The sequence below is a fragment of the Rheinheimera pacifica genome, from assembly GCF_024809855.1.
Lineage (GTDB): Bacteria > Pseudomonadota > Gammaproteobacteria > Enterobacterales > Alteromonadaceae > Alishewanella > Alishewanella pacifica_A.
The window spans coordinates 46,475-70,409 of the sequence record NZ_JANUEM010000002.1 but is presented as its reverse complement, the minus strand read 5'-3'; the positions used below and the strand labels follow the sequence as shown (position 1 = coordinate 70,409).

The 23,935-nt window shown below is 49.3% G+C and carries 20 protein-coding genes; 7 read left to right on the top strand and 13 right to left on the bottom strand.

Annotated elements, in window-relative coordinates:
* Window positions 1–8 precede the first annotated feature (8 nt).
* The gene (locus M2404_RS03235; protein ID WP_259238289.1) at window positions 9–1,259 is read right to left on the bottom strand and encodes a sugar MFS transporter; all 1,251 of its coding nucleotides are present in this window, start codon (window positions 1,257–1,259) and stop codon (window positions 9–11) included.
* Between the two features lie 157 nt (window positions 1,260–1,416).
* On the opposite strand from M2404_RS03235, the gene M2404_RS03230 reads away from it, so the two are divergent.
* From M2404_RS03230 to M2404_RS03215, 4 genes are read left to right on the top strand one after another with little or no spacing between them, the layout of a single operon-like run.
* On the top strand, window positions 1,417–2,751 hold the full coding sequence (locus M2404_RS03230) for a GH1 family beta-glucosidase (RefSeq protein ID WP_259238288.1): 1,335 nt from the start codon (window positions 1,417–1,419) through the stop codon (window positions 2,749–2,751).
* A 27-nt stretch (window positions 2,752–2,778) separates the two neighbouring features.
* Window positions 2,779–4,140 (top strand): glycoside-pentoside-hexuronide (GPH):cation symporter, encoded by a 1,362-nt coding sequence (locus tag M2404_RS03225; RefSeq protein WP_259238287.1) that lies wholly within the window; start codon window positions 2,779–2,781, stop codon window positions 4,138–4,140.
* A gap of 21 nt (window positions 4,141–4,161) precedes the next feature.
* The gene (locus tag M2404_RS03220) at window positions 4,162–5,166 is read left to right on the top strand and encodes a LacI family DNA-binding transcriptional regulator (RefSeq protein ID WP_259238286.1); all 1,005 of its coding nucleotides are present in this window, start codon (window positions 4,162–4,164) and stop codon (window positions 5,164–5,166) included.
* Between the two features lie 2 nt (window positions 5,167–5,168).
* The gene (locus tag M2404_RS03215; RefSeq protein WP_259238285.1) at window positions 5,169–6,617 is read left to right on the top strand and encodes a coniferyl aldehyde dehydrogenase; all 1,449 of its coding nucleotides are present in this window, start codon (window positions 5,169–5,171) and stop codon (window positions 6,615–6,617) included.
* 6 nt (window positions 6,618–6,623) lie between these two features.
* Here the strand turns inward: M2404_RS03215 and dgt are convergent, their stop codons facing one another.
* The 3 genes from dgt to M2404_RS03200 all read right to left on the bottom strand — a co-directional run bounded on the left by dgt (window position 6,624) and on the right by M2404_RS03200 (window position 9,885).
* Complete coding sequence (dgt, locus tag M2404_RS03210) at window positions 6,624–8,078, bottom strand: dGTPase (RefSeq protein WP_259238284.1); 1,455 nt, start codon at window positions 8,076–8,078, stop codon at window positions 6,624–6,626.
* Window positions 8,079–8,146: 68 nt separating this feature from the next.
* Entirely contained in the window at window positions 8,147–8,743 is a 597-nt protein-coding gene (locus tag M2404_RS03205; RefSeq protein ID WP_259238283.1) for a response regulator transcription factor, read from the bottom strand.
* Complete coding sequence (locus M2404_RS03200; RefSeq protein WP_259238282.1) at window positions 8,740–9,885, bottom strand: sensor histidine kinase; 1,146 nt, start codon at window positions 9,883–9,885, stop codon at window positions 8,740–8,742. Before M2404_RS03200 ends, M2404_RS03205 begins: the two co-directional genes overlap by 4 nt.
* A 121-nt stretch (window positions 9,886–10,006) precedes the next feature.
* Here M2404_RS03200 and M2404_RS03195 point away from each other — a divergent pair, with 121 nt between their 5' ends.
* The 3 genes from M2404_RS03195 to M2404_RS03185 are packed head-to-tail and all read left to right on the top strand — an operon-like array spanning window position 10,007 to window position 12,592.
* Window positions 10,007–10,945: an alpha/beta fold hydrolase gene (locus M2404_RS03195; protein WP_259238281.1), complete on the top strand. Its 939-nt coding sequence runs from the start codon at window positions 10,007–10,009 to the stop codon at window positions 10,943–10,945.
* Window positions 10,945–11,856, top strand: coding sequence for an ABC transporter ATP-binding protein (locus tag M2404_RS03190; protein WP_259238280.1), 912 nt, complete (start codon window positions 10,945–10,947; stop codon window positions 11,854–11,856). The genes M2404_RS03195 and M2404_RS03190 overlap by 1 nt, the downstream gene beginning before the upstream one ends.
* A gap of 1 nt (window position 11,857) precedes the next feature.
* On the top strand, window positions 11,858–12,592 hold the full coding sequence (locus M2404_RS03185) for an ABC transporter permease (protein WP_259238279.1): 735 nt from the start codon (window positions 11,858–11,860) through the stop codon (window positions 12,590–12,592).
* A gap of 34 nt (window positions 12,593–12,626) precedes the next feature.
* Here M2404_RS03185 and M2404_RS03180 read toward each other — a convergent pair whose 3' ends face one another.
* The 9 genes from M2404_RS03180 to M2404_RS03140 all read right to left on the bottom strand — a co-directional run bounded on the left by M2404_RS03180 (window position 12,627) and on the right by M2404_RS03140 (window position 23,909).
* On the bottom strand, window positions 12,627–13,673 hold the full coding sequence (locus M2404_RS03180; protein ID WP_259238278.1) for a M14 family metallopeptidase: 1,047 nt from the start codon (window positions 13,671–13,673) through the stop codon (window positions 12,627–12,629).
* Window positions 13,674–13,717: 44 nt separating this feature from the next.
* Window positions 13,718–14,971, bottom strand: coding sequence for a DUF3526 domain-containing protein (locus M2404_RS03175; protein WP_259238277.1), 1,254 nt, complete (start codon window positions 14,969–14,971; stop codon window positions 13,718–13,720).
* Window positions 14,968–16,398 (bottom strand): ABC transporter permease, encoded by a 1,431-nt coding sequence (locus M2404_RS03170; RefSeq protein WP_259238276.1) that lies wholly within the window; start codon window positions 16,396–16,398, stop codon window positions 14,968–14,970. Before M2404_RS03170 ends, M2404_RS03175 begins: the two co-directional genes overlap by 4 nt.
* Entirely contained in the window at window positions 16,398–17,117 is a 720-nt protein-coding gene (locus tag M2404_RS03165) for an ABC transporter ATP-binding protein (RefSeq protein WP_259238275.1), read from the bottom strand. Before M2404_RS03165 ends, M2404_RS03170 begins: the two co-directional genes overlap by 1 nt.
* A gap of 61 nt (window positions 17,118–17,178) precedes the next feature.
* Window positions 17,179–19,302 carry a TonB-dependent siderophore receptor gene (locus tag M2404_RS03160; RefSeq protein ID WP_259238274.1) on the bottom strand — a complete coding sequence of 708 codons (2,124 nt, stop codon included), beginning with the start codon at window positions 19,300–19,302 and terminating at the stop codon, window positions 17,179–17,181.
* Between the two features lie 173 nt (window positions 19,303–19,475).
* Complete coding sequence (locus M2404_RS03155) at window positions 19,476–20,747, bottom strand: DUF2235 domain-containing protein (RefSeq protein WP_259238273.1); 1,272 nt, start codon at window positions 20,745–20,747, stop codon at window positions 19,476–19,478.
* Window positions 20,748–20,913: 166 nt separating this feature from the next.
* On the bottom strand, window positions 20,914–21,384 hold the full coding sequence (locus tag M2404_RS03150) for a hypothetical protein (RefSeq protein WP_259238272.1): 471 nt from the start codon (window positions 21,382–21,384) through the stop codon (window positions 20,914–20,916).
* Window positions 21,374–22,528, bottom strand: a complete 1,155-nt coding sequence (locus tag M2404_RS03145; protein ID WP_259238271.1) for a PepSY-associated TM helix domain-containing protein — start codon at window positions 22,526–22,528, stop codon at window positions 21,374–21,376. The genes M2404_RS03150 and M2404_RS03145 overlap by 11 nt, the downstream gene beginning before the upstream one ends.
* A gap of 265 nt (window positions 22,529–22,793) precedes the next feature.
* Window positions 22,794–23,909, bottom strand: coding sequence for a PepSY-associated TM helix domain-containing protein (locus tag M2404_RS03140; protein ID WP_259238270.1), 1,116 nt, complete (start codon window positions 23,907–23,909; stop codon window positions 22,794–22,796).
* Between the last annotated feature and the right edge of the window lie 26 nt (window positions 23,910–23,935).

The following is a 23,935-nucleotide window of genomic DNA, read 5'->3' as shown; positions in this document are numbered from 1 at the left end:
GCTCTCCGTTACGCCACAGCACGCGGTTTGCTGCCAACCGCGCCGTACCAGGCAATAAATACATAACACAGCAAAGGAATAATAAAGGCGATTTGCACATTAACCACATCAGCCAGCCGGGCCTGCGCCAGCGGCAGTACTGCACCACCAACAATTGCCAGACATAAAATGCCCGAACCCTGGCTGGTATGTTGTTTTAAGCCATGAATAGCCAGGCTGAAAATAGTCGGGAACATAATGGAATTGCATAAGCCCACCAACAACAGTGCCCACATTGCCAGGCTGCCGCTGCTGCTGATTGTCAGCGCCAGCAGAACCACCGCACACACCGCGTTAAACGCCAGCACCTTGCCGGGGGCAATATATTGCATAACATAGGCACCGATAAAACGGCCCACCATGGCGCCGCCAAAATACCAGGCAATATAATGTGACGCTTTTTGAGCATCCAGGCTGCTGATATCAGGCTGGGTAATAAAGCTGACCAGAAAACTGCCAATGCCCACTTCGGCACCGACATAAACAAAAATACCTACAGCCCCCAGCACAAGATGGCGGTAACGCCAGGCCGAGCCACTGGTTATATCCAGGCTTGTATCTTTTTTACCCAGTTTGGGCAGGCGCAAAAACGCAAACACCAGTGCCATTACAATCAGCACCGCAGCCAGTAACAAATAAGGTATTTGTACGGTAGATTCAGTTACTTCACCCGGTTTAGGTGCTTCCATACCACCAAAAATAAGCCAGGCACCAAAAAAGGGCGCTAAAGTGGTGCCCAGTGAGTTAAAGGCTTGCGTCATGGTTAAGCGGCTGGAAGCGGTTTCCGGCCGGCCCAGCACACTAACATAGGGGTTAGCAGCAACCTGTAAAATAGTAATGCCGGCGGCTAACACAAACAGCGCAATCAAAAACAGCGGATAATAATGTGCGGCAGCGGCGGGGTAAAACAACAGGCAACCGGCACCGGCAATCAGCAGGCCGGTAACAATACCTGCCTGATAGCCAATACGGCTTACCAGCATACCGGCGGGTACAGAGACAACAAAATAAGCACTGAAAAAACAAAACTGAATTAATAATGCCTGCGTGTATGTCAGGTCAAACAAGCCTTTGAGGTAAGGCACCAGAATGTCGTTCAGGCAGGTAATAAAACCCCAGATAAAAAATAATGTGGTTAATGATGTCAAAGCAAATCTGTAATTGATCTGGCCTGATGCTGCCTGTGGCGTAGCCTCGCTAAGCGTTGGTGTTACAGCCATCTTGTCCTCCCCGGTGTTTTATGTTTTTGATTGACGTACGCGTTGTCGCCGTCTAGTATGATGTAAGCGCTTTCATTTATAGCATATATCACGCTGTTGGCAATCATTTTTGTCGCTCAGCAGCCCGTAACAATACGACCGGAAGATAGCAAAACCGATGAAAATAACCTTAGCCCACAGCTCTGCTCTGCTAAAACCCGACTTTGTGTTTGGTGTTGCCACTGCCTCGTTTCAGATTGAAGGTGCCGCCGATAGCCGCGAGGCCTGCATCTGGGATACGTTCTGTGCTGAACCCGGCCGGATTAAAGACGGCTCAAATGGCCTTATTGCCTGCGACCATATCGCGCACTGGCAGGAAGATGTTGAGCTTATTGCTGCACTGGGTGTAGACGCCTACCGTTTCTCCATTGCCTGGGGCCGGGTAATTAAAGCCGATGGCAGCATAAATCAGGCGGGGCTGAGTTTTTACCTGCAGTTGCTGGATGCGCTAAACAAACGCAATATCAAAGCCTTTGTTACACTATATCACTGGGATTTACCGCAGTATCTGCAAGACAACGGCGGCTGGCTTAACCGCAGCACCGCCTATAAATTTGCAGAATATGCCGATATTGTCAGCCGGGCTTTTGGCGATAGAGTATATTCTTACGCCACATTAAATGAGCCGTTTTGCAGTGCTTATTTAAGCTATGAAGCCGGTATTCATGCCCCTGGCGTACAAAACCGTCAGCAAGGCCGTCAGGTAGCACACCATTTATTACTGGCCCATGGCTTAGCCATGCCAATATTGCAAAAAAACGCACCGCAAGCGCTTAACGGCATAGTGCTGAATTTCAGCCCCTGTCATGCTGCCAGCAACGACGCTGCAGATATCCGTGCTGCGGATATGGCTGATCAATACCACAACCAATGGTACCTGCAGCCATTAATGGAAGGCTGTTATCCGGCACTGCTGCAACAACTGCCTGCGGCCGAACAGCCACAGATTAAAGACGGCGATATGGCTATTATTGCCCAGCCGCTGGATTTTCTGGGGGTAAATTACTACACCCGCACAGTGTATCGCGCAAACAACAAAGGCTGGTTCAGTGATGTGCCACCCACCACGCCGCCTTTAACCGATATGGGCTGGGAAATTTATCCGCAAGGCTTAACCGAAATATTACTGGCAATACATAAGCGCTATAAACTGCCGCCGGTGTATATTACCGAAAATGGTGCCGCCGTACCTGACACCGTGCACAATGGGCAAGTGCACGATACGCAACGGGTGAAGTACTTTGAACAGCACCTACAAGCCACTGAAGCTGCCATTAACGCTGGCATGCGCATTGATGGCTATTTTGCCTGGAGCCTGATGGACAATTTTGAGTGGGCCGAAGGCTATGCCAAACGTTTTGGTATAGTCTACGTTGATTACGCTACACAACAGCGCACATTAAAAGACAGTGCCATAGCACTGCGTGACGTGTTCGCCGGGCGTAAAAAATAATAATAAAGCAGTTATCACGGGGTGAGCATGCTGACAAAACGGGAAAAAGTGGCCTACGGCCTTGGCGACACCGCCAGCAATATTGTGTTTCAGACAGTAATGCTGTTTTTAACCTTTTTCTACACCGATATTTTTGGTATTTCACCGGCGGTAGTAGGCAGCATGTTTTTGCTGGTACGTATTATTGATGCGGTAACCGACCCGTTAATGGGCGCTCTGGCAGATAAAACCAAAAGCCGCCATGGTAAATACCGGCCTTATCTGCTGTGGCTGGCATTGCCATTTGCGCTTTGCAGCGTGCTGGCATTCACCACACCGGATTTATCTGCCAACGGCAAGGTTATCTATGCCTTTGCTACTTATACCTTACTGATGCTGGCCTACACCGCCATTAATATTCCGTATTCTGCACTCGGTGGTGTATTAACCGCAGATCCAACCGAGCGGGTGTCGGTGCAGTCATACCGTTTTGTGTTTGGCATGCTCGGTGGCTTGCTGGTTACTGCCTGCACACTACCACTGGTTAACTTTTTCGGTAATGGCGATAATGCCAAAGGTTACCAGCTTACTATCGCCGCTATGAGTGTATTGGGCCTGGTGCTGTTTTTACTCTGCTTTGCCGGCACACGGGAACGGGTGCAGGCTCCTGTGGATCAACAACTGACACTGCGCAGCAGTTTCGCTTCGCTGTGGCAAAATGATCAGTGGCGTATTTTGTGTGTCGCCGCGTTTTTTCTGCTTACCGGCATGGTGCTGCGCACCACTCTGGCCATTTACTACGTAAAATACTTTTTAGGCCGGGAAGACTTAATTACCGCTTTTGTTACGCTGGGCATGATCGGTAATATTGCCGGTTGCGCCGTTGCCCAATGGCTAAGCCGTTATGTTGATAAAGTAAAAGCCTACATTGGTTTACAGTTAATATCGGCAGCCATTTGCATACTGAGCTTTTTTATCAGCAGCGAGCAACTGGTGCTGGCATTTGCGTTGTATTTTCTCTGGGGTTTCTTTTTACAAATGGCCACACCGCTGTTATGGGCCAAAATGGCTGATACTGTTGACTACGGCCACTATAAAACCGGCATCCGTATTACCGGCCTGGTGTACTCGTCTATCGTGTTCTTTATTAAGCTCGGCCTGGCGTTAGGTGGTGCACTGGCAGGCTGGTTACTGGCCGGGTATGGCTATCAGGCTGACGTGCCGCAAACCGCAACCGCACAACAGGGCATTTTGCTCAGTTTTACCGTGCTGCCTGCTATTGGCTCGGTACTGGTAGCAGTGGTAATGAGCCGGTATCGCTTAACCGGGCCACGGGTACTGGATATCCACCATCAGCTGGCGCTGCGAGCTGGTGGCAATGCACCTGAGCATGCTAGAGTAACTGCATAAAGTTTATTACGCAGGCAGGCAATGGCAACCATATACCAAGTATCAGAATTAGCCGGGGTATCGCTGGCGACAGTATCCCGGGTAATGAATAACAACGCCCGTGTCAGCGAGAACACCCGCAACAAAGTGCTGGCGGCTATGGAGCAACTGGGCTACCGGCCCAACTCTATTGCGCAATCGCTGGCGTCAAACCGCTCTAATAGTGTGGGCATTCTGGTGTCTGAGCTGCACGGCCCTTTTTATGGTGAAATGTTAAGCGGTATTGAAAACGAATGCCGTGCTGCCGGTAAGCACGTTATTATTGCCGCCGGTCACAGTGAAGAAGCCAGTGAAAAAGACGGTATTGAGTTTTTGATCAGCCGTAGCTGCGATGCGCTGATTTTGCATGTTGAAGCGGTATCCGACAATTATCTGATTAAACTGGCCAGTGGCAATATGCCTGTAGTACTGATTAACCGCTTTATCCCGCAACTGGCAGATAATTGCATCAGCCTGGACAATGAGCTGGGCGGCTATCTGGCAACAAAAGAATTGCTGCAGCAAGGCCATACACAACTGGCGTATATGGCTGGCCCAATGTGGAAAAGCGATGCTAAAGATCGTTATAACGGCCACTTGCGCGCCATGGCAGAGTATGGCCTGAGTTTTAACCCGGCCTTACTGGCCGAAGGTGATTTTCAGGACAGCAGTGGCAGCGCCTGCATGCAACAGCTACTGGCTAAAGGCATACCCTTTACCGCACTGGTGTGTGCCAACGATGAGATGGCAGCCGGTGCTATGGAAGTTGCACGTGCACAAGGCCTGAACGTGCCACAGGATTTATCTATTGTTGGTTTTGATAACCTGATCCTGGCACGCTACATTTACCCCAAACTCACCACTATTGATTACCCTATCGGCGAAATGGGCCGTATGGCGGCACGCTGGGTACTAAAAAACATTTACCAGCAACAGGCATTGCAACTAAAAAATGTATTTCAGCCGGTGCTGGTATGCCGTGATTCAGCCAGCAGCATAACGAGTTAACCATGCATCTGCCTGCTGAGAATGACGTAAGCACACACGCCGCCTTTGCGCTGTTTGCAGAGGCTGTAACACTGCAACGCCAGGCCTATCATGCCAATCCGGTACCCGGTTATCAGCAACGCATTGCCGATTTAACCGCACTGGCGGCACTGATAAGTGACAACGAAGCGGCACTGGTTGCAGCAGTAAATGCCGATTACGGTAGCCGCAGCCGGTTTGAAACCCGTTTTTCTGAAATTTTAATGGTGCTGGAAGACATAAGCCGCACAAAAAAACAGCTGAAAAAATGGCTTAAACCACAGCGGCGCCATATAGACAGCTTGTTGTTTCCTACCTCAAGCTGCAAAGTGCTGCCACAACCGCTGGGTGTGGTTGGCGTGATAGTACCGTGGAATTTCCCGATTATGCTGGCATTTTCACCGCTGGTAGCCATTTTTGCTGCCGGTAACCGCGCTATGGTAAAAATGTCAGAAAACTCCGGCCAACTGGCACAGTTGCTGATTGAGCTTGCGCCAAAGTACTTTGCGCCCGACAAACTGCAGTTTTTTGCCGACAACAACGGCAGCGGCCCGGCTTTTTCAGCCCAGCCATTTGATCATCTGTTTTTCACCGGCTCAGCACAAACCGGCAAAGCGGTGATGGCCAGCGCCGCGAAAAACCTGACCCCGGTAACGCTGGAGCTGGGCGGAAAATCGCCCGCCGTTGTCGCGCCGGATTTCCCGCTACATAAAGCTGCTGATCGCATTTTGTGGGCCAAAGCGTTTAATGCCGGGCAGATTTGTACCAACGTCGATTACCTGTTTTTACCGCATGGCAGCGAGCAGGCCTTTACTGAGTTGGCGCTTAAGCTGGTGGCACAGCGCTACCCCGACATTAACCATAACGACTACACGGCCATTATTGACCAGCGCGCCTACCAGCGCTTGCTGCACACACTGGACGATGCGATTGCCAAAGGCGCCACTGCGGTAAACCTGATGCCTGGCCAAACTACCGCTCCGGGGCTGCGCAAATTTCCGCTGACACTGCTTTTTAATGTTACCGACGAGATGCTGGTTATGCAGCGCGAAATTTTCGGCCCTTTGCTGCCGGTAAAAACCTACCATGATAAAACCGAAGTAGTTAACTACATTAACGCCAAACCCAGGCCACTGGCGTTTTATCCGTTTAGCCATGATAAAGCACTACAACAGTTTTATCTTGAACAGGTTATGTCAGGCGGTGTAACGGTTAATCACGCTATTTTGCACGTCGGCCAGCATGACTTACCCTTTGGAGGCATCGGCCACAGTGGTATGGGGCATTATCACGGCTACGAAGGTTTTGTTACCTTTTCCAAACTACGGCCGGTATTTTATCAGGGCACCTTTAACAGCGTCAGCATGTTACTACCGCCTTATGGCAAGCTGGCAAGCACGCTGACGGACTGGCTGATCAAGTTTAAACGTTAAGCCAGGTTAACTACGACAGTGCACCAAAGTCTGGTACTCGTCAAAGGCAAAATGGTCGGTCATACCGCTGATAAAATCCTGCAGTAAACGGCAACGGTAGTACAGCTCCTGCGCGGTATCGTCCTGGGCTATTTGCGCTACAGCCAGTTGGTAGGCCGCCAGGTGTTTGTTTGGTAGCCGGTGTGCCAGCCGCTGCTGTTGGGCTAAATGATAACCGTCGTTTTGCAACACAGTGTCAAACTCAGCCCGCGATAACAACAATAACGGCTGATAACTGCCAAGCAAACCGGCAATAATACGAAAGCCCTGCAGTTCCAGTGTTTCTACCTCAGGTTGATTAAACACAAACTGGCGGGCAACCTGTTTAAAGGTGGCGGTAATAGCATGATACTGGCTGCCGTCCTCCAGCAGGGCGCGGTTTAAACTGCCGTCATACACCGCCGTAATATTACTGATAAACTGGCCTGCTGCATGACGAACCAGTGGGTGTATCATCATGACACGCAACCTGATAAAAAACGTCGAGGCGGTATTTACCGGCTCAGCCTCAGCGCTGTCCAGCGCGGCTTTAATCAGTGCAGAAAAGCTGGCGCTACCACCGCGCTGGGTGGTAATTAAGCGGCCGCGGGGTTCAAGCTCAGCAAAAGCAATGTTAAGCTGGTGGGCCAGCTCTTTGAGGTTAAATAAGCCTTTTTCTACGGCATCTTCAATATCAGCAAGGCAATACGAAATGTCGTCTGCCGCCTCCATGATATACGTTAGCGGGTGGCGACAGCCCGGCGTTGTGCCCAGCTGTTGCCACAGCTCGTCAATAAACGGCTGCTCAGAGAAATAATACCCCGGCTTTTTCTGCAAATAACTCAGGCTGTGCTGCTTATCGGGCTTGGAAGCGGTGGCACAGCGGGTGTATTTTAAAATACAGGCGGTTTGCGCATAGGTCAGGTTCATACGCTGTAAGCTGTTTACCAGCCGTATTGCCTGGGCATTGCCTTCAAACTGTGCCAGCTCAGTGCACAGTGTCTGCCATAAAGCGTTATCCTGCTGCTTATGGTGTCTGGTCAGTTCAGGCAGTATGTCGCTAAACCAGGCATTAATAGCACTTTCACCACTGTGGCCGAACGGCGGGTTACCAACATCGTGCAGCAGGCAGGCCATTTCTACCAGCGACTCCATGGGCCGCTCCAGCTCAGTTAAACCGTATTCTGCCTGTTGTTGCGGTGTTAGCAGGCGGAATATCGACTGCACAATAAAGCGGCCGCTTTGTTGCACTTCCAGCGAATGGGTTAAACGGCTGCGCACCGCAGCGTTACGCTCCAGCGGAAACACCTGGGTTTTCTGCTGTAAGCGGCGTACAGCAGCAGAGTTAATTATACGGCCCCGATCACTTTCCAGCGCACTTTGTAAATCACTGTGACTGCTTTGGAACGGGCGTTCTGCTTTGATTTTATTGCCAAAATCCATAGAAGGCATCCGGTATTGCACCAATTGACCCAGTGTGGCGCAAAAGCCCGCTACCTGTAAAGGTGAAACTATAACCAGCCCTTCTGCCGGGCAATACGGGCGGCGTCGATACGGTTAGCGGCGTTAAGCTTGCTGATTGCTTCTGACAGATAGTTACGTGCTGTGCCTTCGGCAATATAAAGCGCAGCAGCAATCTCGCTGGTACTCTGGCCGTCGGCAGCCAGCCGCAACGCTTTGCGTTCTTTATCGCTTAGCGGATCTTGTTCGCCCAGTGAGTTGAGTAATAATTCACTGTCTATTACCCGCTTACCGGCCATTACCTGTTGTATTGCCTGCACCAGTTGCTCTACCGGCGCATCTTTTAATAAAAAGCCGCCGACACCGGCATCGATAGCCCGTTTTACATAACCGGCACGGCCAAAGGTGGTAATAATCACGACTTTGGTAGCCAGCTTATGCTGCTGTATATGCTGTGCCAGTTCGATACCGGTCAGGCCCGGCATTTCTATATCACTTAACAGTAAATCAAAGGTTTGTTGCCGCAACAGTGCCAGTGCTGTGTTGCCATCTGTGGCTTCGGTAACCTGAAAACCAGCTTCAAGGCGCAGTAAACTGGCCAACGCCGTGCGGATCATGGCCTGATCTTCAGCCAGTAGAATATTCATACACTCTCCTGCAGCGGCAGTTCAATTGCTGCGCTAAAGCCATCGGTTTGCTGTGTTGTCAAACGCCCTCCCATAGCTGCTAACCGTTCGCGCAACCCTGTAATGCCATTGCCTTCTTTGGCCGTAATACAGTTGCCATTGTCAGTTAAACAAATCGATAGAATATTGTCTTTACTGGTAAAACTTAACTGGCAACTGTCACCTTTACTGTGGCGCATAACATTGGTTACCAGCTCCGTCAGTGCCAGAATAACGGCAGTTTCGCACCGGTTATCCAGTGTTGGCACCTTACCTTTTAGCTCGGCTTTAAAGCCCGCTTCCCGTAACCGACTGAGTAATTTGCTGACTTCTGCCGTTAACCCCTGATGTTTATAACCTGACACACTTTGCCGTACCTGGCTGAGCGCATCGCGGGCAATCTGACTTAGTTCGGTTAACTGTTGCTGTGCGGTATCAGTGTGTTGATGTGCCAACAGTTTAGCCGCCAGATCAGCTTTTAAGATAATGCTGGATAAGGTATGGCCAAGAATATCGTGTAAATCGCGGGCAATGCGCTCGCGCTCTATCATAGTAGCCAATTGTTTAATTTCATCTTCGCTTTGCTGCTCAGCCATACGGTGGAGCAGTTTTGCCTGCTCGGCGCGGCCCAGCAAACTCACTGCAGTGACTATAGCTGCCCCCATAATTAAAAACAGGTTCCAATAGATGGTTAGTGTCAGCTCAAGCAGTACCAACAGCGTGATCAGTAGCGCCATTAGCAGCAGGTAACGCGGTAATGCATAAGCAAAACCGATAAAGAAACCGGCATAAGCAAACATTGATATAGAGCCCGGGTTAACCGGGGTAATCAGTGTTGCTACCAGCACTATGCCAGCAATTGGCCAGTGCATTTCACTGCGCCTACTGCGATAGGCCCAGAAATAACACACCAAAAACAGCGCCAGCGCTGCCGCCATACTGATGTATTGCCACAATGCAAAGTGCCCGGTAAACAGCGGCATAACATAAAAAATAAGGTTTATCAGATAAACCCAGCTTAATTTGTTTTCCAGCTTATCGTAAGGCGTCATCCGTATCTCCCACACTTTGCACTGTGCCAGTGTAATGAATAGCCCCGGTTTAGCACCAGTGACAAAGGTCATATTACGTCATGGCATTTGTCATGCCCAACTGATGACAAGCATTAGCTGTGCCCGCCGTAACAGCAACCTAAACTGGCCCCGTCAACATTACAAACATAACAACACCTACGGGGTTTCCAGCATGAAAACATTAAACACCGCTATCAGCACTTTGGTTCTGTCGCTAACCTTAACCGGCAGCTTAAGCAGCCTGGGTGCCGCCGCACAAACAGAAGCCTCTGTTGCTGCGCAGCAACAGGCTTGTGCTTGTTTTGAGGTTAAAGTAACAGGCCAGGGCCCGGCAATTATGTTAATTCCCGGCTTAGCGTCGTCAGGTGAAGTGTGGCAAAGCACAGTTGAGGCGCTGCAGGGCAATTATCAATTACATGTTTTCACGCTGGCCGGTTTTGCCGGGGTAGCACCGCTGCCAATGCAAAGCTGGGGCGAGGGTTACCTGACGACACAACAAGATGCGATTTTACGCTATATCAATCAGCAAAAGCTGGATAAACCGGTAATAATTGGCCACTCACTCGGCGGCTACCTGGCATTAGCACTGGCCGCTAAGGCACCAGAACAGATTAGCGCAGCAATTAATGTTGATGGTTTACCTGCGCTGGGAGCGCTGTTTGCGCAAAGTAATCCACAGAACACAGTAACAACAACTGCCAAAGCCACAGACAAAGCTCCACAACGTGGCAACTTTGACCCTATGGCAATGGCTAAAGGCATGACCAACGACGCAAGCTGGCAGCAACGTATTGTTGCTGATATGTACCGCTCCGACAGTATGACCAGCGGCCGGGTGATGGGCGAGCTGATGCAGGCCGATTTGCGGCCACAGCTAAGCAATATCCGCGTGCCGGTGCTAACGCTGGGGGCACTGCAGCATGGCGCGCCATATAGTACGCCCGGGCAGGTGCAGGTCAACTATGAAAAACAACTGGCCAATGTGCCAACGCAATACCACAGCTTTGTATTTGCCCGTGACTCTAAGCATTTTATTATGGCCGACGCCCCCCAGTGGCTGAACCAACAAATTCAGCAGTTTTTACAACAACATCCGCACAGGGGGCAATAATGTCTGCCCTGCCGTTACAGATAACCGGCCTGACCAAACATTATGCCGATAAAACGGTACTGGCCGGTGTCGACATAGCACTGGCCAACGGCGAGGTGCTGTGTATCCTCGGTCCTAATGGCGCCGGTAAAACCACGCTGATATCCATTATTTTAGGCCTGGTAAAGGCCGACAGCGGTGAGGTCAGGCTGTTTGGCCAGTTGCAAACCGGCACAGCCAGAAATACGGCTCTGCGGCAAAAACTGGGGGTAATGATGCAAATTGGCAGCCTGAGCGCCAATTTAACCGTATCTGAGCAGTGCGATTTATTCAGCAGTTACTATCAAAATGGCCATAACGCCACAGAGCTGATTAACCTGGCCGGGTTAGATCACCATGCTAATCAACGCTTTGGCCGGTTATCCGGCGGCCAGAAACAACGTTTACTGTTTGCTCTGGCGCTGGCCGGTAAACCGCAACTGGTGTTTCTGGACGAGCCCACCCTAGGTATGGATGTTGAAGCACGCCGTAGTTTATGGCAGCAGGTGCGCCAGCTAAAACAGCAAGGGGTAGCAGTAGTGCTGACCACACATTATCTGGAAGAAGCTGAGCAACTGGCCGATCGCATTTTGGTACTGAACAACGGACAGATTATTGCCCAGGGCAGCCCGGCGCAACTTAAAGCCATGACAGCCTATAAATTTATTCAGTGTTGCAGCACCTTAGATGATGTGCAGCTAACTGCCCTGCCTGCAGTACAGCAACTTACCCGCCTGTCGCACAGTGTTGTGCTGCAAAGTAATCAGGTAGAACAAACTTTACGGGCCCTGTTAGCGCAGGACAGCCATGTCACAGATATTGAAGTGCGGCCGGTAGCACTGGAGCAAGCGTTTTTACAACTTACGCAAAGCACAACAGCAAAGGAGCGGTAGCATGAGCACACTACGGATTTATAAAAAAGAAGCCTGGTACGATCTCATCAGTGTCTGGCGCACACCTGGCTTTGTACTGCCAGCACTGGCCTTTCCGCTGATGTTTTATCTGTTTTTCGGCGTGGTGTTTTCTGCTGGTGGCAATGCTACTTACCTGCTGGTCAGTTATGGCTGCTTTGGCATTATGGGCCCTGCGATGTTTAATTTTGCTATGAATATCGCCAGTGACCGGGCCCACGGCTGGCTGACATTAAAACGGTTATCGCCCATGCCGGTTGGCGCCTACTTGCTGGCTAAGCTTGTTACCAGCCTGGTGTTTGCCCTGGTTATTATTTTGCTATTGTTCAGCGTAGCGGCACTGTTTGCTAACGTACGGCTGCACACCGGGCAGTGGCTGATACTGGCTGGTCTGCTGTTAGCAGGTACGTTGCCATTTGCCCTTATTGGCTTAATTCTGGGGTTAACCCTCAGCGACAAAGCCGCACCCGGCGTGGTCAACTTGCTTTATCTGCCAATGGCCTTTTTGTCCGGCTTATGGCTACCTGTCACTATGTTACCGCAAGCACTGCAACAACTGGCCTGGCTATGGCCCAGTTTTCACCTGTCGCAGTTGGGGCTGAAGGTTATCGGCGCTGATCTGGGCTTTGCCAGTGCCTGGCATCTGGGCATCCTGCTTGGGCAAAGTGTATTGCTGGCGCTACAAGCCCGGCGCTTGTTTAACCGCATGACCAGCTGATATGAACGCCGGCACTGAACTGCCGGTGTAAGAACTACTTCACAACACCAATGGCTACAGCAGACTCACCGCTTTTAACGGGCGGTGTTTCATTAATCATCAGAACAGTACCAACCGAAGCTGATTGCAGCGTTTGTACCGGATTACCGAAGTAATCTGTCACCTGGCCTACAACAGTACCTTTTTTAACGCTATCGCCAATTGTCACTAAAGGGGTAAAGAAGCCATCAAATTCACTGTTAACATAATCAATTGTTTTATAAATGATCACTTCTTCATTCGGCTCAGCTTTGCCCGGCACCATTGCAAGGAAATACAATGCATTTCTGGCAACGGTCAGGGCGTAATCAATAGAGGCATTATCCCGCTGTCCGAGATGACCGATCTCTGTTGTCAAAGCTGGCTTGCCACGTGTCATCGCTGTGTTTGGAAATGAGATTGAGTTGTTGGGGTCGCGTGGTCTGTCACCGTACATAATGATGTGCTTCATACCGGTAGCTTTAGCAAACTTAAACGTCATCTCATCCAGCTTTTTATCACCAACAAATGGAGAATAAACGTGATCCAGCAATTTTTGGTTTGAACTGCCCGAGTGCATATCAATAAAGAAGTCGATACGACTGATAAACTCACGGGTAAGTAATTCTGCTATTTGCTCTGTAGCAGTCCCGGTTTTACTGCCGGGAAACTCCCGGTTCAGGTTTTTCTCATCTTTAGGGTTTAGTGCCAGTCGATGCGCATGAAAACCATCCAGATTAGCCAGATGTATAATAACGACAGTACCTTTTAGCTCCTGAGGATTAAGCTCCTGTGCCAGCTTTTGCAGCGCAAACATTGCAGGAAACTCATCGCCATGCGTTCCAGCAGCCAGCAGTAACACCGGGCCTTCTGCCAAGCCATTTATTACGGTAACGGGCAGTTTTATATCGCCTTCCTGAGCGACATAGGATTGTTTCTCACCTGCGCTGGTTGACACACCAACTAACTCAAAAGCATCTTTGGCAACACTATGCATACTGAAAACACACAGTGCTGCGGCTAACCCTTTGCATAGATTGCGGAAAATTTGTTCGGATAACATAAATAAACCTGTGTTGTGTTTAACATTCAGCCCTGCCAATGCCTTTACTTGTGAGGAGTAAAGACAGGCCGGGCATCGAGTGCTTCTGCGTTGTATGCATCACTGCTGAACAATAGTGGATAGTAAAAATGACGCAGCTGAGCGTGAAATTGCCTTACTTTCTGCTCGTAGCGCCACGCCGCTTTTGCGTCTGTCTGTGCCAAACCGGTAAGTGCTCTTTGCAGTAACGTCGCCGGTGATAACCAGGCTACCCGCCCGGCAGCGCGATATTTATCTTCCGCTGTTTGCTGATAGGCTTGTGCTAAAGGTCTGGCGGCTTCATCTCCCAGTTGCTGAAAAGCATAGTACCATTTCCATTCAAACAGCGAATTTACCTGCGCTTTACCTGCCCACTCGGGATGAGAGGCTACAAAAGCATTCATGGTGGTGTCGATAGGAATGTCCCAGGCATCATTTACTGCTTCACGCTGCGTCATCAGAATATCGCCGCCCTGTGGGCCATGAATAGCTTTATCAATAACAACATTGGCGACAGCAGGAATAACAAAGGTGGTAAGCAACCAAAAGCCCATTAAAAAAGAAGCCAGCACCGGGGCGGGAAAGGTAAAGCGTGCCACCCAATAACACAGTAATGCCCATAGCAGAATGTAAAGCAGCACTATGGCTATCACTGATAGCGTTAAGCCAGCGCCGACGCCATTAAAAATGGCACCGCCGATAAAAGGCAGAATAAACGCTAACCAAAGTGTTAACACAACAATGGTGGCGCGTAGTGGCCATAAGCTATAAGCGGTGCGGGCGGTAATAGATAAAAAGTCTAACCGGCCAGCAGCCCGTTCGCTGGCGCGCAAATCATGTAGTAACAGTATCAGCAGTAATGGCGCAATAACGGCGATGACAAAGCTAAAATCGATACGGCCAAACAGTGCCAGCTCCGGGTTTTGCGTATCAGATTCATGAATTTGCCCTTCAATCGCCAGCATACGGATACGGTGTTTCCAGGGGTAAACATCACGTACGCCTAACGCGGCAAATGCCAGTGACGATGGCGGCTCATACGTTAAGTGGAAATTGTAATAAGCGATGGAACCATAGTCATCATAACGCCTGGTGACATCAGCTTGGTCCAGTTTATCTGCTTGTTCTATGCGCTCCAGGGTTGCGTGTTGCTGCGCGACTTCCACGCTGCCTGTCCATACAGAAAACAACGAAAGCAAAAAGCCAACCAACAGCACTAACGCAACACTTTTCTTGCGTAAAACAAATCGGGTTTCACGACAAATGTCTAACCAGCTCATATACGTCTACCTGCGAAAAAGATAAGCCCCAGTACCACAGCCATGCCACAGCAAAGCTGTAACAACGCCAAAAGACTGTTTGCAACAAGTTGCGCTGGCGCTAAAGGGGTAAAATGAAAATCATCCAGTATTTGCCAGTTAGCTGAGCTGACAGTAGCCGCTTGCTTTGCTTGCTGGCTGCTATATCTGTTTGCATCTTGCGCGTAGGTAAGCCCTTCAGCGTGAAGCGTGTTCAGCGACTGCACAAAGTCAAAGCGTATTGCTTCTGCTTCGCGCAAGAAGCGCTGGTAGTTTTCTAAATCGGTGCCGGCAAGCTTCATTGAGGCAGTCTGAATGGCAATAACCGGTGACAGCCAGCCAAATTTGCGCGCGATGCCGGCCTGAGCCTGCTCGCCCTGCATTTTTTGCCCGGCAAATTTGTTCAGAATTTCAGTATGATGTGCTTCGGAAGAACGCGATACGATGCCTCTGAAATTAACCGGCAACTGTTCAACTGTTTCAACATTGTATTGCGCTAACAGGTTGTCTTTCAGTGCTTTAAAGGCAGGATCGTTAGGATTGTGGGCATCCCCTGATTCACGGATGCTTTGTAGCACAGCAAAGTCGGTTTCTATTTTACCCTGAGAAACCGCCACAACAGCGGCAGTGTTGCTGGCAATTCTGGGCAGGATAAGACACATAAGGATCCACACGGCCATTAAGCCGCTAAAACTGGTACTGTTAGAGGATGCCAGGGTCGATATCGCCAACACGATCCCACACCAAATAGCCAGATACAGCAGATAAGCGAAAATAAAAACCATAACGGGCAGCGCTGCAGCACCCTGTAGCAGGGTTATCAGTGCCCCTACCACCAGCGGGATCAGTATTAACAGGCCGGCACCGGCCAGCGCGACACCTTTGCCCAGCATCAGCGTAAGCGCTGAAACGCCCTGCACCTTCAGAAAATCTAAAGTGCCGGCCTCACGCTCACGGGTCATCACACCAAAGCCAAGTACAATCAGTAGCAGCGGGGTTAGCACCTGCATCACATATGCAGGGGTAAGCTTACCAAGCCAGTTTAAGCCGCTACTCTGCTTTTGCTCTGCAAAGGTTGCGCTGTTTTGCTGATGTCCTTCAAGAAAAATTGCATTACCGGTATAGGCATCAATACCGGGATCTAACGCACTTAAAGGGGGAGGTGCACGAAATAAGTAGTGACCATAGTGGATCATCCGGTGCGGATGGCGGTCAGGTTGCTGCTCAAACACCTGTTTTGCATCAGCTTGCATATGCTGGCGCGCCTCAGCTGTTATGGTAATAGAGGCGTGCGTCACCCAAACCGAAGCCGCCGCTAACACTATCGCAATCAGCAATACGGTTTGTGCCAGACTGGAACGGCGCCAGTACCGCCACTCATCTGTAGCAATTGCCCATATAACACTCATTAGCGCACTCCTTGAGTGAACGCGTTGTGCACTACCTCAGAATCGATATTGCCGTGCTCGGGCGCGTCGAACATGCCAACAATTTCTCCGCTGTGCAACAAACCAATGCGGTCAGCGACGTGACAGGCGCCATACACGTCGTGGGTAACCATAAAAACCGTAGAGCCCTGCGCGGCTAACTGCTTTATTAAACGGTTGAATTCATCAATAGCTACTGGATCCAGACCTGATGTGGGTTCATCTAAAAACAAAATAGGGGCTTCACGCAGCAATGCCAGCGCTATCGCAGTTTTTTGCCGCATGCCTTTTGAATACCCCGCCAGCACGGAGTGCCATGACGCTTCCTGCAAAGCCACACGCTGTAAAGCTGCCGCAATATCGCTATCTGTCTTTTGCTTACCAGACAAGGATAAAAAATATTTTATATTTTCAATGGCCGTTAAATGCCCGTACAACATGACCGACTCCGGCAGATAAGCGACCTTCTGCCGCACGATATCCGGTTGGCGGTGTACATTGACGCCCGCCAGTAACACTGAACCGGATGATGGCGTCATCAAACCCAGAAAAGTTTTAATGGTGGTGGATTTACCGGCACCATTCCCACCCAGCAATGCCAGTACCTCGCCTTGTCTGGCACTGAAGGAAACATTTTTCAATATCTGTTTTTCTTTTACGTTAACAGATAAATTTGAAGCATTTATAATCAGGTCCTGCATGTTAAATCATCCCGAAATTCAATAAAGCATTGTTGTGATATCTGCCAGGGAAGCCTTCACTTCAGAACTGATATTTCACACTGACACTGTAATTCACCGGCGAGCCGGGAATATTCCATAACTTATGGTACGAGTTCTCAATGTAGTCTTCGTTAAATAAGTTGTTTACATCAAACTTCACACTGAGCTGTTGGCTTAAGTCGACAGAAGCTGCCAGGTTAACCAGGGTGTACGAAGGTAAAATATAGCCAGTGTCGGTTGTCTCACCTAAGCGGTCACCAACATGGCGCACAGTTACACCAACAAAAGCGTCTTTCGCTAAAATTTGCGTAAAGTGGTTCAAAGAGATATAGCCAGAGTGTTTGGCGATATTTATTAACCGTGAGCCTTTAGGGATAGGCACGCCCCAATCCAGGTTGGTGGCGTCTTTCGCGGTTTTTGCGTCAACGTAGGCATAACCCAGGTCAATACTGGTGCTGTTGGTCAGGCTGGTTGTCAGCTGAAACTCAATACCCTGGCTTTCTACTTCACCTAAGGTGGCCGAAAACCCCGTGTTTGGCTCAGCAGTTAGCATATTAGTTTTTTCTGCATCAAAAATAGCCACACTACCTGAGAAGCGACCAGCAAGGTTCTGCCATTTAGCCCCGATCTCAAACGAAGTGGTTTCTTCAGGATTAAAGGCATTTCTGTCAGAATCCAGCCCCGGGTTTGGTCTGAAACCTTCAGCATAACTGGTATACAGGTTCACACTGTCGTTAATTTTATAGACAAAGCCAGCCCGTGGGGTGAATTGTGTTTTGTCCTGGTTTTGAGATACATAATTGATTCTGTTTAAAATGTCCTGCTCAAACCGATCTACGCGAAAACCCAGCAGTAACTTTGTTTTCTCGGTCAGCTCAATCAAGTTCTGTGCATAAAAACCCAGGCCTTGCTGTTTTTCGTCCGTCAGTGTTGTTGGTAACACGTCGGGGCGGAACACAGTGTAATCAGGGTTATTCGGATCAATGCTATAGGTTGTATCGCCAGATCCCCAGGCCGTGCGCCACACTCTGTAGTCTGTGTCCAGGTGATAATTGTAATAATCCAAACCGACCAAAATATTATTTACAAAACCCGAAAGCTCGGTGTTACCGCTTAGTTCAAAACGTAAAGACAGATCCCGCGCCTGGTAATCCCGCTCCCGGCGCTGCCTTGATAGAATATTGGGATCTGTTAGCAACAACTGTCTGCCATCAGACAGCTCGGTATCCGAAGATTGCCCTTTCATTGATGAATCCCGGTAGGCAAAACCGGTTAACAGATGCCAATTCTGGTTTAGCGTATGGTTTAAAATTAACTGATGGCCAAAGGCTTTTACTTCGTGCGCATGATCGCGGATATCACCATAGAAAGCTTCAGCATCGGCTGCGTCGAAATCGTTATCTAAAATATACACACCGCGATCCAGCGGCTTTTCCTGATCCAGAATTTCCATCTCGTAGCTCAGGCTGGTGTCGTCAGAAATATTCCAGATGAAAGATGGGTTTATGTTTAGATTTTTAAAGAAAACATGATCCCGGTATGTATCAGAATCCTCATAAGTACCGGTAATACGGTAAGCACTGACATCGTTAAGGCCGTCAGTATAGTCAAACTCCAGTACTTTCCTGTTGTAGTTGCCTACAGTGGCCTGAATATACCCCTGCTCATTAAACAAAGGCTTTTTGGTGATCACATTGATGGCGCCGCCGGGTTCTCCCTGGCCATACAAGGCAGAACCCGGGCCTTTCATCACTTCAATGGTTTCAATATTTACCGTACTTCTGTTGCCGCTGTAACCACGGACGTTGAAACCATTAATTAAGTAACCCGTCGGATTAGATTCATCGCCTGAAAAACCCCGGATAGCAAAGCTGTCAAACATGCCGCCAGAGTTGTTTTGTCTGACAATAGCGGCGGAAAAATCTAAGGCGTCGCTAAAACGTGTAATGCCTTCATTTTCTAATTTATCGACACTGATGCGGTCTATGGCTTGTGGTGTATCAATAAGTGGTACATTGCCACGGTAAGGCTGCCAGTGTTTCTTAACTTCAATATGCTCAATATTGGCTTGAGTTTGCTGATGTTGAACCACTTCATTATCAGTATTTTGGGCTGCTGCATTGGTAGAGATGGCGAATAACGAAAATATAAACCGCTTTTTCATGTGTCTTACTTAGTTTGGCTAAAATCATAGAGCCGGAAATGTTATAACATCACAATAATTATCGCAATAAAAGTACCGGAAACTTGAGACACGAGGCGATTACTAAGCGTTAAATTTGTTAGTACTGGTGAAATCCTGGCTACGCGCTCTGTAGCCAGGCAGTTGTAGCAACATCAGCTATCGAGCATTTGGCTGTTAAACAGCAACCCGTACTGGTTGCCTTTTTTCCACACACACTGCGCTACACTGTTACCAAAACGTTCGCTTGCAAAGCTAACACTGTCGCCTTTTTTCAGCTCGCCGTTGTACTGAATACGTGCACCACCTCCCTGGCTAAAATCCAGCAACTGGCAATGACCGGCAAATTCTTTTATCGTCAGTTGTGCCAGTGGTGTATCGGTGGCCATATAGCGAATTTGCCTGCGCCGGTCGGCCAGTTTATCAGCGGTTGGAAAATCAGGGTTTTGGGGCTGGTATTTACCACCGGCTATGCGCTGATACACGCTATCGTGAATACTGACATTAATAGGTGGGTTCGCCGGATCACCATAAATGCGCCGCACCGATTCACCCGCCCCCAATTTTTCCAGTAATTTGTAACTGTAAGAATAAGAATTATGCACCTGCATATGTAAATCAGGCTGGCACAGGGTTAACAGGTATTCGTCATTAAACTCCAGCCCCAGTGCACAGGCTTTAATCAGCATCCATTGCAATGGAATATCAGACAAGCCGCACTCTTCATAGCCACCACCAATATCAGAATGCACACCGGCAAACCAGCATTGCTCCATATACTGATCACCTTTTAAGCTACCGGTCCATAAATCAGGCTGAAATGGCCCCCGCCGCTCGTCAAGTGCCAGCGCATGATAGGCATGCTTTACCTGCTCACAAATATGAGTGTTAAAAAAGCCTACCCAACCCCGTGTTAGTTTGCCCAGAAATGGCGTAGGTGCCCCAAGTGCCCCAACCGTATCAAACACGCCTACCATCCGGATATCGGGCCGGTAATTGTCATAATACTGAGTTTGCGGTCGCTGCTCCGGGTGGGTGCGGTAGTATTTGTAAACTTGCTTCATCTGGTCAAGCTGGTCTTTCTCTAACAAGCCAACGGTATGCACTAACCCGACAAAAGCCCTGGCGGTATAAGCACCACGGCTAAAACCAAAGCAATATATTTCGTCGCCCAGTTCATAGTTGTGCACTAAAAAGCGGTAGCAATCGAGTACGTTTTTTTCCAGCCCGCTGCCAAAAGCACCACCAATAAATTTATCTATTCTGCCGCCGGTACCCACACCTTCATCATAAAATACCACCTGATGCATACCATCGCTGGCAGTGGGCTTAATACTGCGTACCAGTTTGGTTACGTTGGTTGGAATATCATCGGGTTCATTCCAGGTACCGTCACAACAAATTATTATCCGTTTCGAAGCCGCCATAACTGTTCTCCTTGTGTCAGAAAAACGGCATATCTTACTGCGACCTTACTACGATAACTGCGCCGGACTGCGCCAGAGAGTATAGCCAAAGATGAACGGAAAATGTACAGCGCTACCCCGGTGCTACCAAGCTTTTAGCCACCGGGGAAATATGAGGTGGGCAGAATCAGTTATTGGCTAACAGTGCGGGCGCCAGCTCCCAGCTGCTTACCAGCAGTTCACCCTGCCAGGTTTGAATGGTTAACCAGAGTTTATCCGTGGCGCTAAACTGTTTTGGTGCTATGGCATGCACATGCAGGCCATGCTCACTACCATGTAATATGCCTTCATCACCTTGTTGCAAGGTTGTAAGTGGCAGCGCCGAGGGGCCAATATTCACGTAGCCCTGACGGATAGTATTAATATCGCCTTGCTTAAACATCAGCAGAAAATCTTTTACAAACTCTTCGTGGTGCGCGTAAGGCTGTTTTAAATCAAACGGCATCGGTGTAATAACATAAGGCCCTACGGCCTGCTCGTTCCAGGCAGGTGGGAATACCGGTGTTAAAGAGTCATACAAAAACCATATCGGCAGTACCAACAATAACCCACTTAACTTAAATTTATTACGCTGCCAAAAGCTATTTTTAAACGCCATCTTTGGCCTCCGTTAACAGGTTGCTGTCGGTACTACGACGCTCTCGGGCCGCTTTCACGGTGCGGCTGCCCCACATCATAAAACCGGTAATCGACATACCCGATAAAATCAAACCAAACAAAAACCAGATAATCTTAGTCCAGATACCACCAAGAGTACCGTAGTGCAAAGGGTCAGCAATATGCATTACCGTTTGTAATGCTGTCATCGTTTCCGGTGATTTTGCTTTGGCAATTTCGCCGGTCCAGGGGTTAATATTCAGGTGGTATGAATACTGGTCATAGAAAATATGGTCGCCACCGCCCACCAGCGTATACATACCCCGGTTATGTTCTGGCAACATCAGATAGCTTGGCTGAAAATCCGGGAAACGTTGTTGCGCTATCCGCATCGCCGCAGCGAAATCAATCTTCGGTGCTTGTTGCTCTGTCGGTAAGTCATGTATCGCAACAATAGGGTCATGCGGCTCAATATCAATATCGGCGTGCCACAGCACTGCCTGCACCAGATACCATAGCCCGGTGGCACTCATCACCATTAAAAACCAGATAGACCAGACACCGGCTAACCGGTGTAAATCGGTCAAAATCGTTCTTTTACCCTGGTTAAAGCGCAATTTGGGCTGGGTAAAAGCACGCCAGAAATTTTTATAGATAATCAGGCCGGTAATTAAGGCTCCCAGCATCACTATTGCCATGGCACACACCAGATAATAGCCAACGCTGTAGCCGTTTTGCCACGGGAAGAGCAGCCAGCTATGCAGGCTGCGCATAAAGTTAATAAAGGTCATGCCTTCATTAATTTGCTGAATTTCGCCGGTGTACTGGTTGACATAGGCAATAGCGACAGGTTTATCGTGATCGGTAAACATTATCCCGTTTACCAGATAAGGCTCATAGGCAACAACCATATTGATCGCCGCAGTAGGGTAGGCTTGCTGTACTATCTCTACCAGTTCAGCAGCAGGTTTGGCAGGCAGGTTATCCGGGTTAGTAGCACGCGCGTTGGGGTTAGTCAGCCAGGTTAGTTCGTGGCTTAATACAGCGACGGTGCCGCTTAAACAAACAAAGCAAAACACCAACCAGATCGGCAGCGAAAACCAGCCATGCAACTGAAACCAAAAACGATTACTGAGTTTTGCCATCTTTTAGTGCCTGAGTACCTTACATCAAGCCACATATATTAATGTTAATAGGAATCCTTATCAACCGCTATTGTTATTGATATTGATTATCATTTAATACTGATTCAGTCGGTATTCAATTTAACCTCAGTTAGCCTCAGTTAGCCTCAGTTAAAATTAATCTGCTTCAGTTAAGCCTTTGCACCACTTTTAATAGCTTGCCTGTTTGCAATATTGCTTGTGCTTACGCACTACGTTAGATGCAGCGCCCACCCCAATACTTATCTTAGCGCCGCCCAGGCTGCCCAGTAGTGTTGGGCCGTCGGTTCAACCACATTTTAATACCGGTAACGAACAGCAGCAGCGGCAAAAACCCACCGATAAACCACAAAATCCGGGTAACTATGCCTCCGAACTCACCAAAATGCAGCGGAATCAGCCAGGCGGCTGCCAGCGCCGCGCCGCGTGGCAGGGTTGCCGGGTCGTAGCGCGATAACACCTCGCCGCTATAAGGGTCGGCGTGGATAAAAGCCCGCCGCCTTGGCCCGCTATGCAGGCTTAAGCTGTTTTGGTAGCCAAACACCAGCGCATCATCGTCATGTTCAGCCAGCCAGATATTGCGCGGATACAACTCAGGGTAATGCTGCACCATCTGAACAATAGCCTCAGCGGCGCTTAGCTTTGGCTGCGCTGCGCCGGCAAATTGATACTGCTGTTGCCATGGGTCGGCCGGCGCCGCTTCTGACAGAGTAATCATATCCAGCACTTTTTGCAGGGGCGCGGTATAAAGAAAATATCCGCCGGTGATGCCCATAATAAACAGCGGTATCGCAAACCAGGCAGCGCTAACGCTGTGCAGCTCAAAGTTAACGCGCCTGGCATTACCACGGTGAATTTTCAGCGCATGACGCCAGCGGGTTAACCGCCTTGGCCACCACAGGTACAAGCCGGTTAGTATGCTGCTTAACGCAAACAGCAATGACGCGGTGGCAGTAATGTAGCGGCCGGGTTCGCCCAGCAACAGGTTGGCGTGGATGTTGTACACCAGCTCAAAAAACGGGTGGTTAAAAGCACCTTTGTTTTGTGAAATCTGCCCCGAGCTTTGATCAAAATAATACCAGTTGCTGTCGCCAAATAACTTAAAAGCGTAAGTCTGGCGGCTACGCACTGGCCATTGCAGGGTTTGCAGCTGAGCCTGCGTTTGCTGCTCAATATAGCTGGCAATGGCAGCATCGTCGGCAAAAGGCCGGCTACTTAATTGCGGCTGATAATAATCGCGTTGCAACCAGGCGGTCAGCTCAGGTTCAAACACGTATAAGGAGCCGGTAATACCGACAATACTGACCACAATACCGCTGAGTAGCGCAGTAATAAGGTGAACTTTTCTTAGCCAGTGCCGCATAATTTAACATTGCCTGCCAGAAAGAA

Excerpts from the sequence above, each read along its gene's own strand:
- M2404_RS03235 (WP_259238289.1), bottom strand. The coding sequence starts at position 1,259 with ATGGCTGTAACACCAACGCTTAGCGAGGCTACGCCACAGGCAGCATCA.
- M2404_RS03230 (WP_259238288.1), top strand. The coding sequence starts at position 1,417 with ATGAAAATAACCTTAGCCCACAGCTCTGCTCTGCTAAAACCCGACTTT.
- M2404_RS03225 (WP_259238287.1), top strand. The coding sequence starts at position 2,779 with ATGCTGACAAAACGGGAAAAAGTGGCCTACGGCCTTGGCGACACCGCC.
- M2404_RS03220 (WP_259238286.1), top strand. The coding sequence starts at position 4,162 with ATGGCAACCATATACCAAGTATCAGAATTAGCCGGGGTATCGCTGGCG.
- M2404_RS03215 (WP_259238285.1), top strand. The coding sequence starts at position 5,169 with ATGCATCTGCCTGCTGAGAATGACGTAAGCACACACGCCGCCTTTGCG.
- dgt (WP_259238284.1), bottom strand. The coding sequence starts at position 8,078 with ATGGATTTTGGCAATAAAATCAAAGCAGAACGCCCGTTCCAAAGCAGT.
- M2404_RS03205 (WP_259238283.1), bottom strand. The coding sequence starts at position 8,743 with ATGAATATTCTACTGGCTGAAGATCAGGCCATGATCCGCACGGCGTTG.
- M2404_RS03200 (WP_259238282.1), bottom strand. The coding sequence starts at position 9,885 with ATGACCTTTGTCACTGGTGCTAAACCGGGGCTATTCATTACACTGGCA.
- M2404_RS03195 (WP_259238281.1), top strand. The coding sequence starts at position 10,007 with ATGAAAACATTAAACACCGCTATCAGCACTTTGGTTCTGTCGCTAACC.
- M2404_RS03190 (WP_259238280.1), top strand. The coding sequence starts at position 10,945 with ATGTCTGCCCTGCCGTTACAGATAACCGGCCTGACCAAACATTATGCC.
- M2404_RS03185 (WP_259238279.1), top strand. The coding sequence starts at position 11,858 with ATGAGCACACTACGGATTTATAAAAAAGAAGCCTGGTACGATCTCATC.
- M2404_RS03180 (WP_259238278.1), bottom strand. The coding sequence starts at position 13,673 with ATGTTATCCGAACAAATTTTCCGCAATCTATGCAAAGGGTTAGCCGCA.
- M2404_RS03175 (WP_259238277.1), bottom strand. The coding sequence starts at position 14,971 with ATGAGCTGGTTAGACATTTGTCGTGAAACCCGATTTGTTTTACGCAAG.
- M2404_RS03170 (WP_259238276.1), bottom strand. The coding sequence starts at position 16,398 with ATGAGTGTTATATGGGCAATTGCTACAGATGAGTGGCGGTACTGGCGC.
- M2404_RS03165 (WP_259238275.1), bottom strand. The coding sequence starts at position 17,117 with ATGCAGGACCTGATTATAAATGCTTCAAATTTATCTGTTAACGTAAAA.
- M2404_RS03160 (WP_259238274.1), bottom strand. The coding sequence starts at position 19,302 with ATGAAAAAGCGGTTTATATTTTCGTTATTCGCCATCTCTACCAATGCA.
- M2404_RS03155 (WP_259238273.1), bottom strand. The coding sequence starts at position 20,747 with ATGGCGGCTTCGAAACGGATAATAATTTGTTGTGACGGTACCTGGAAT.
- M2404_RS03150 (WP_259238272.1), bottom strand. The coding sequence starts at position 21,384 with ATGGCGTTTAAAAATAGCTTTTGGCAGCGTAATAAATTTAAGTTAAGT.
- M2404_RS03145 (WP_259238271.1), bottom strand. The coding sequence starts at position 22,528 with ATGGCAAAACTCAGTAATCGTTTTTGGTTTCAGTTGCATGGCTGGTTT.
- M2404_RS03140 (WP_259238270.1), bottom strand. The coding sequence starts at position 23,909 with ATGCGGCACTGGCTAAGAAAAGTTCACCTTATTACTGCGCTACTCAGC.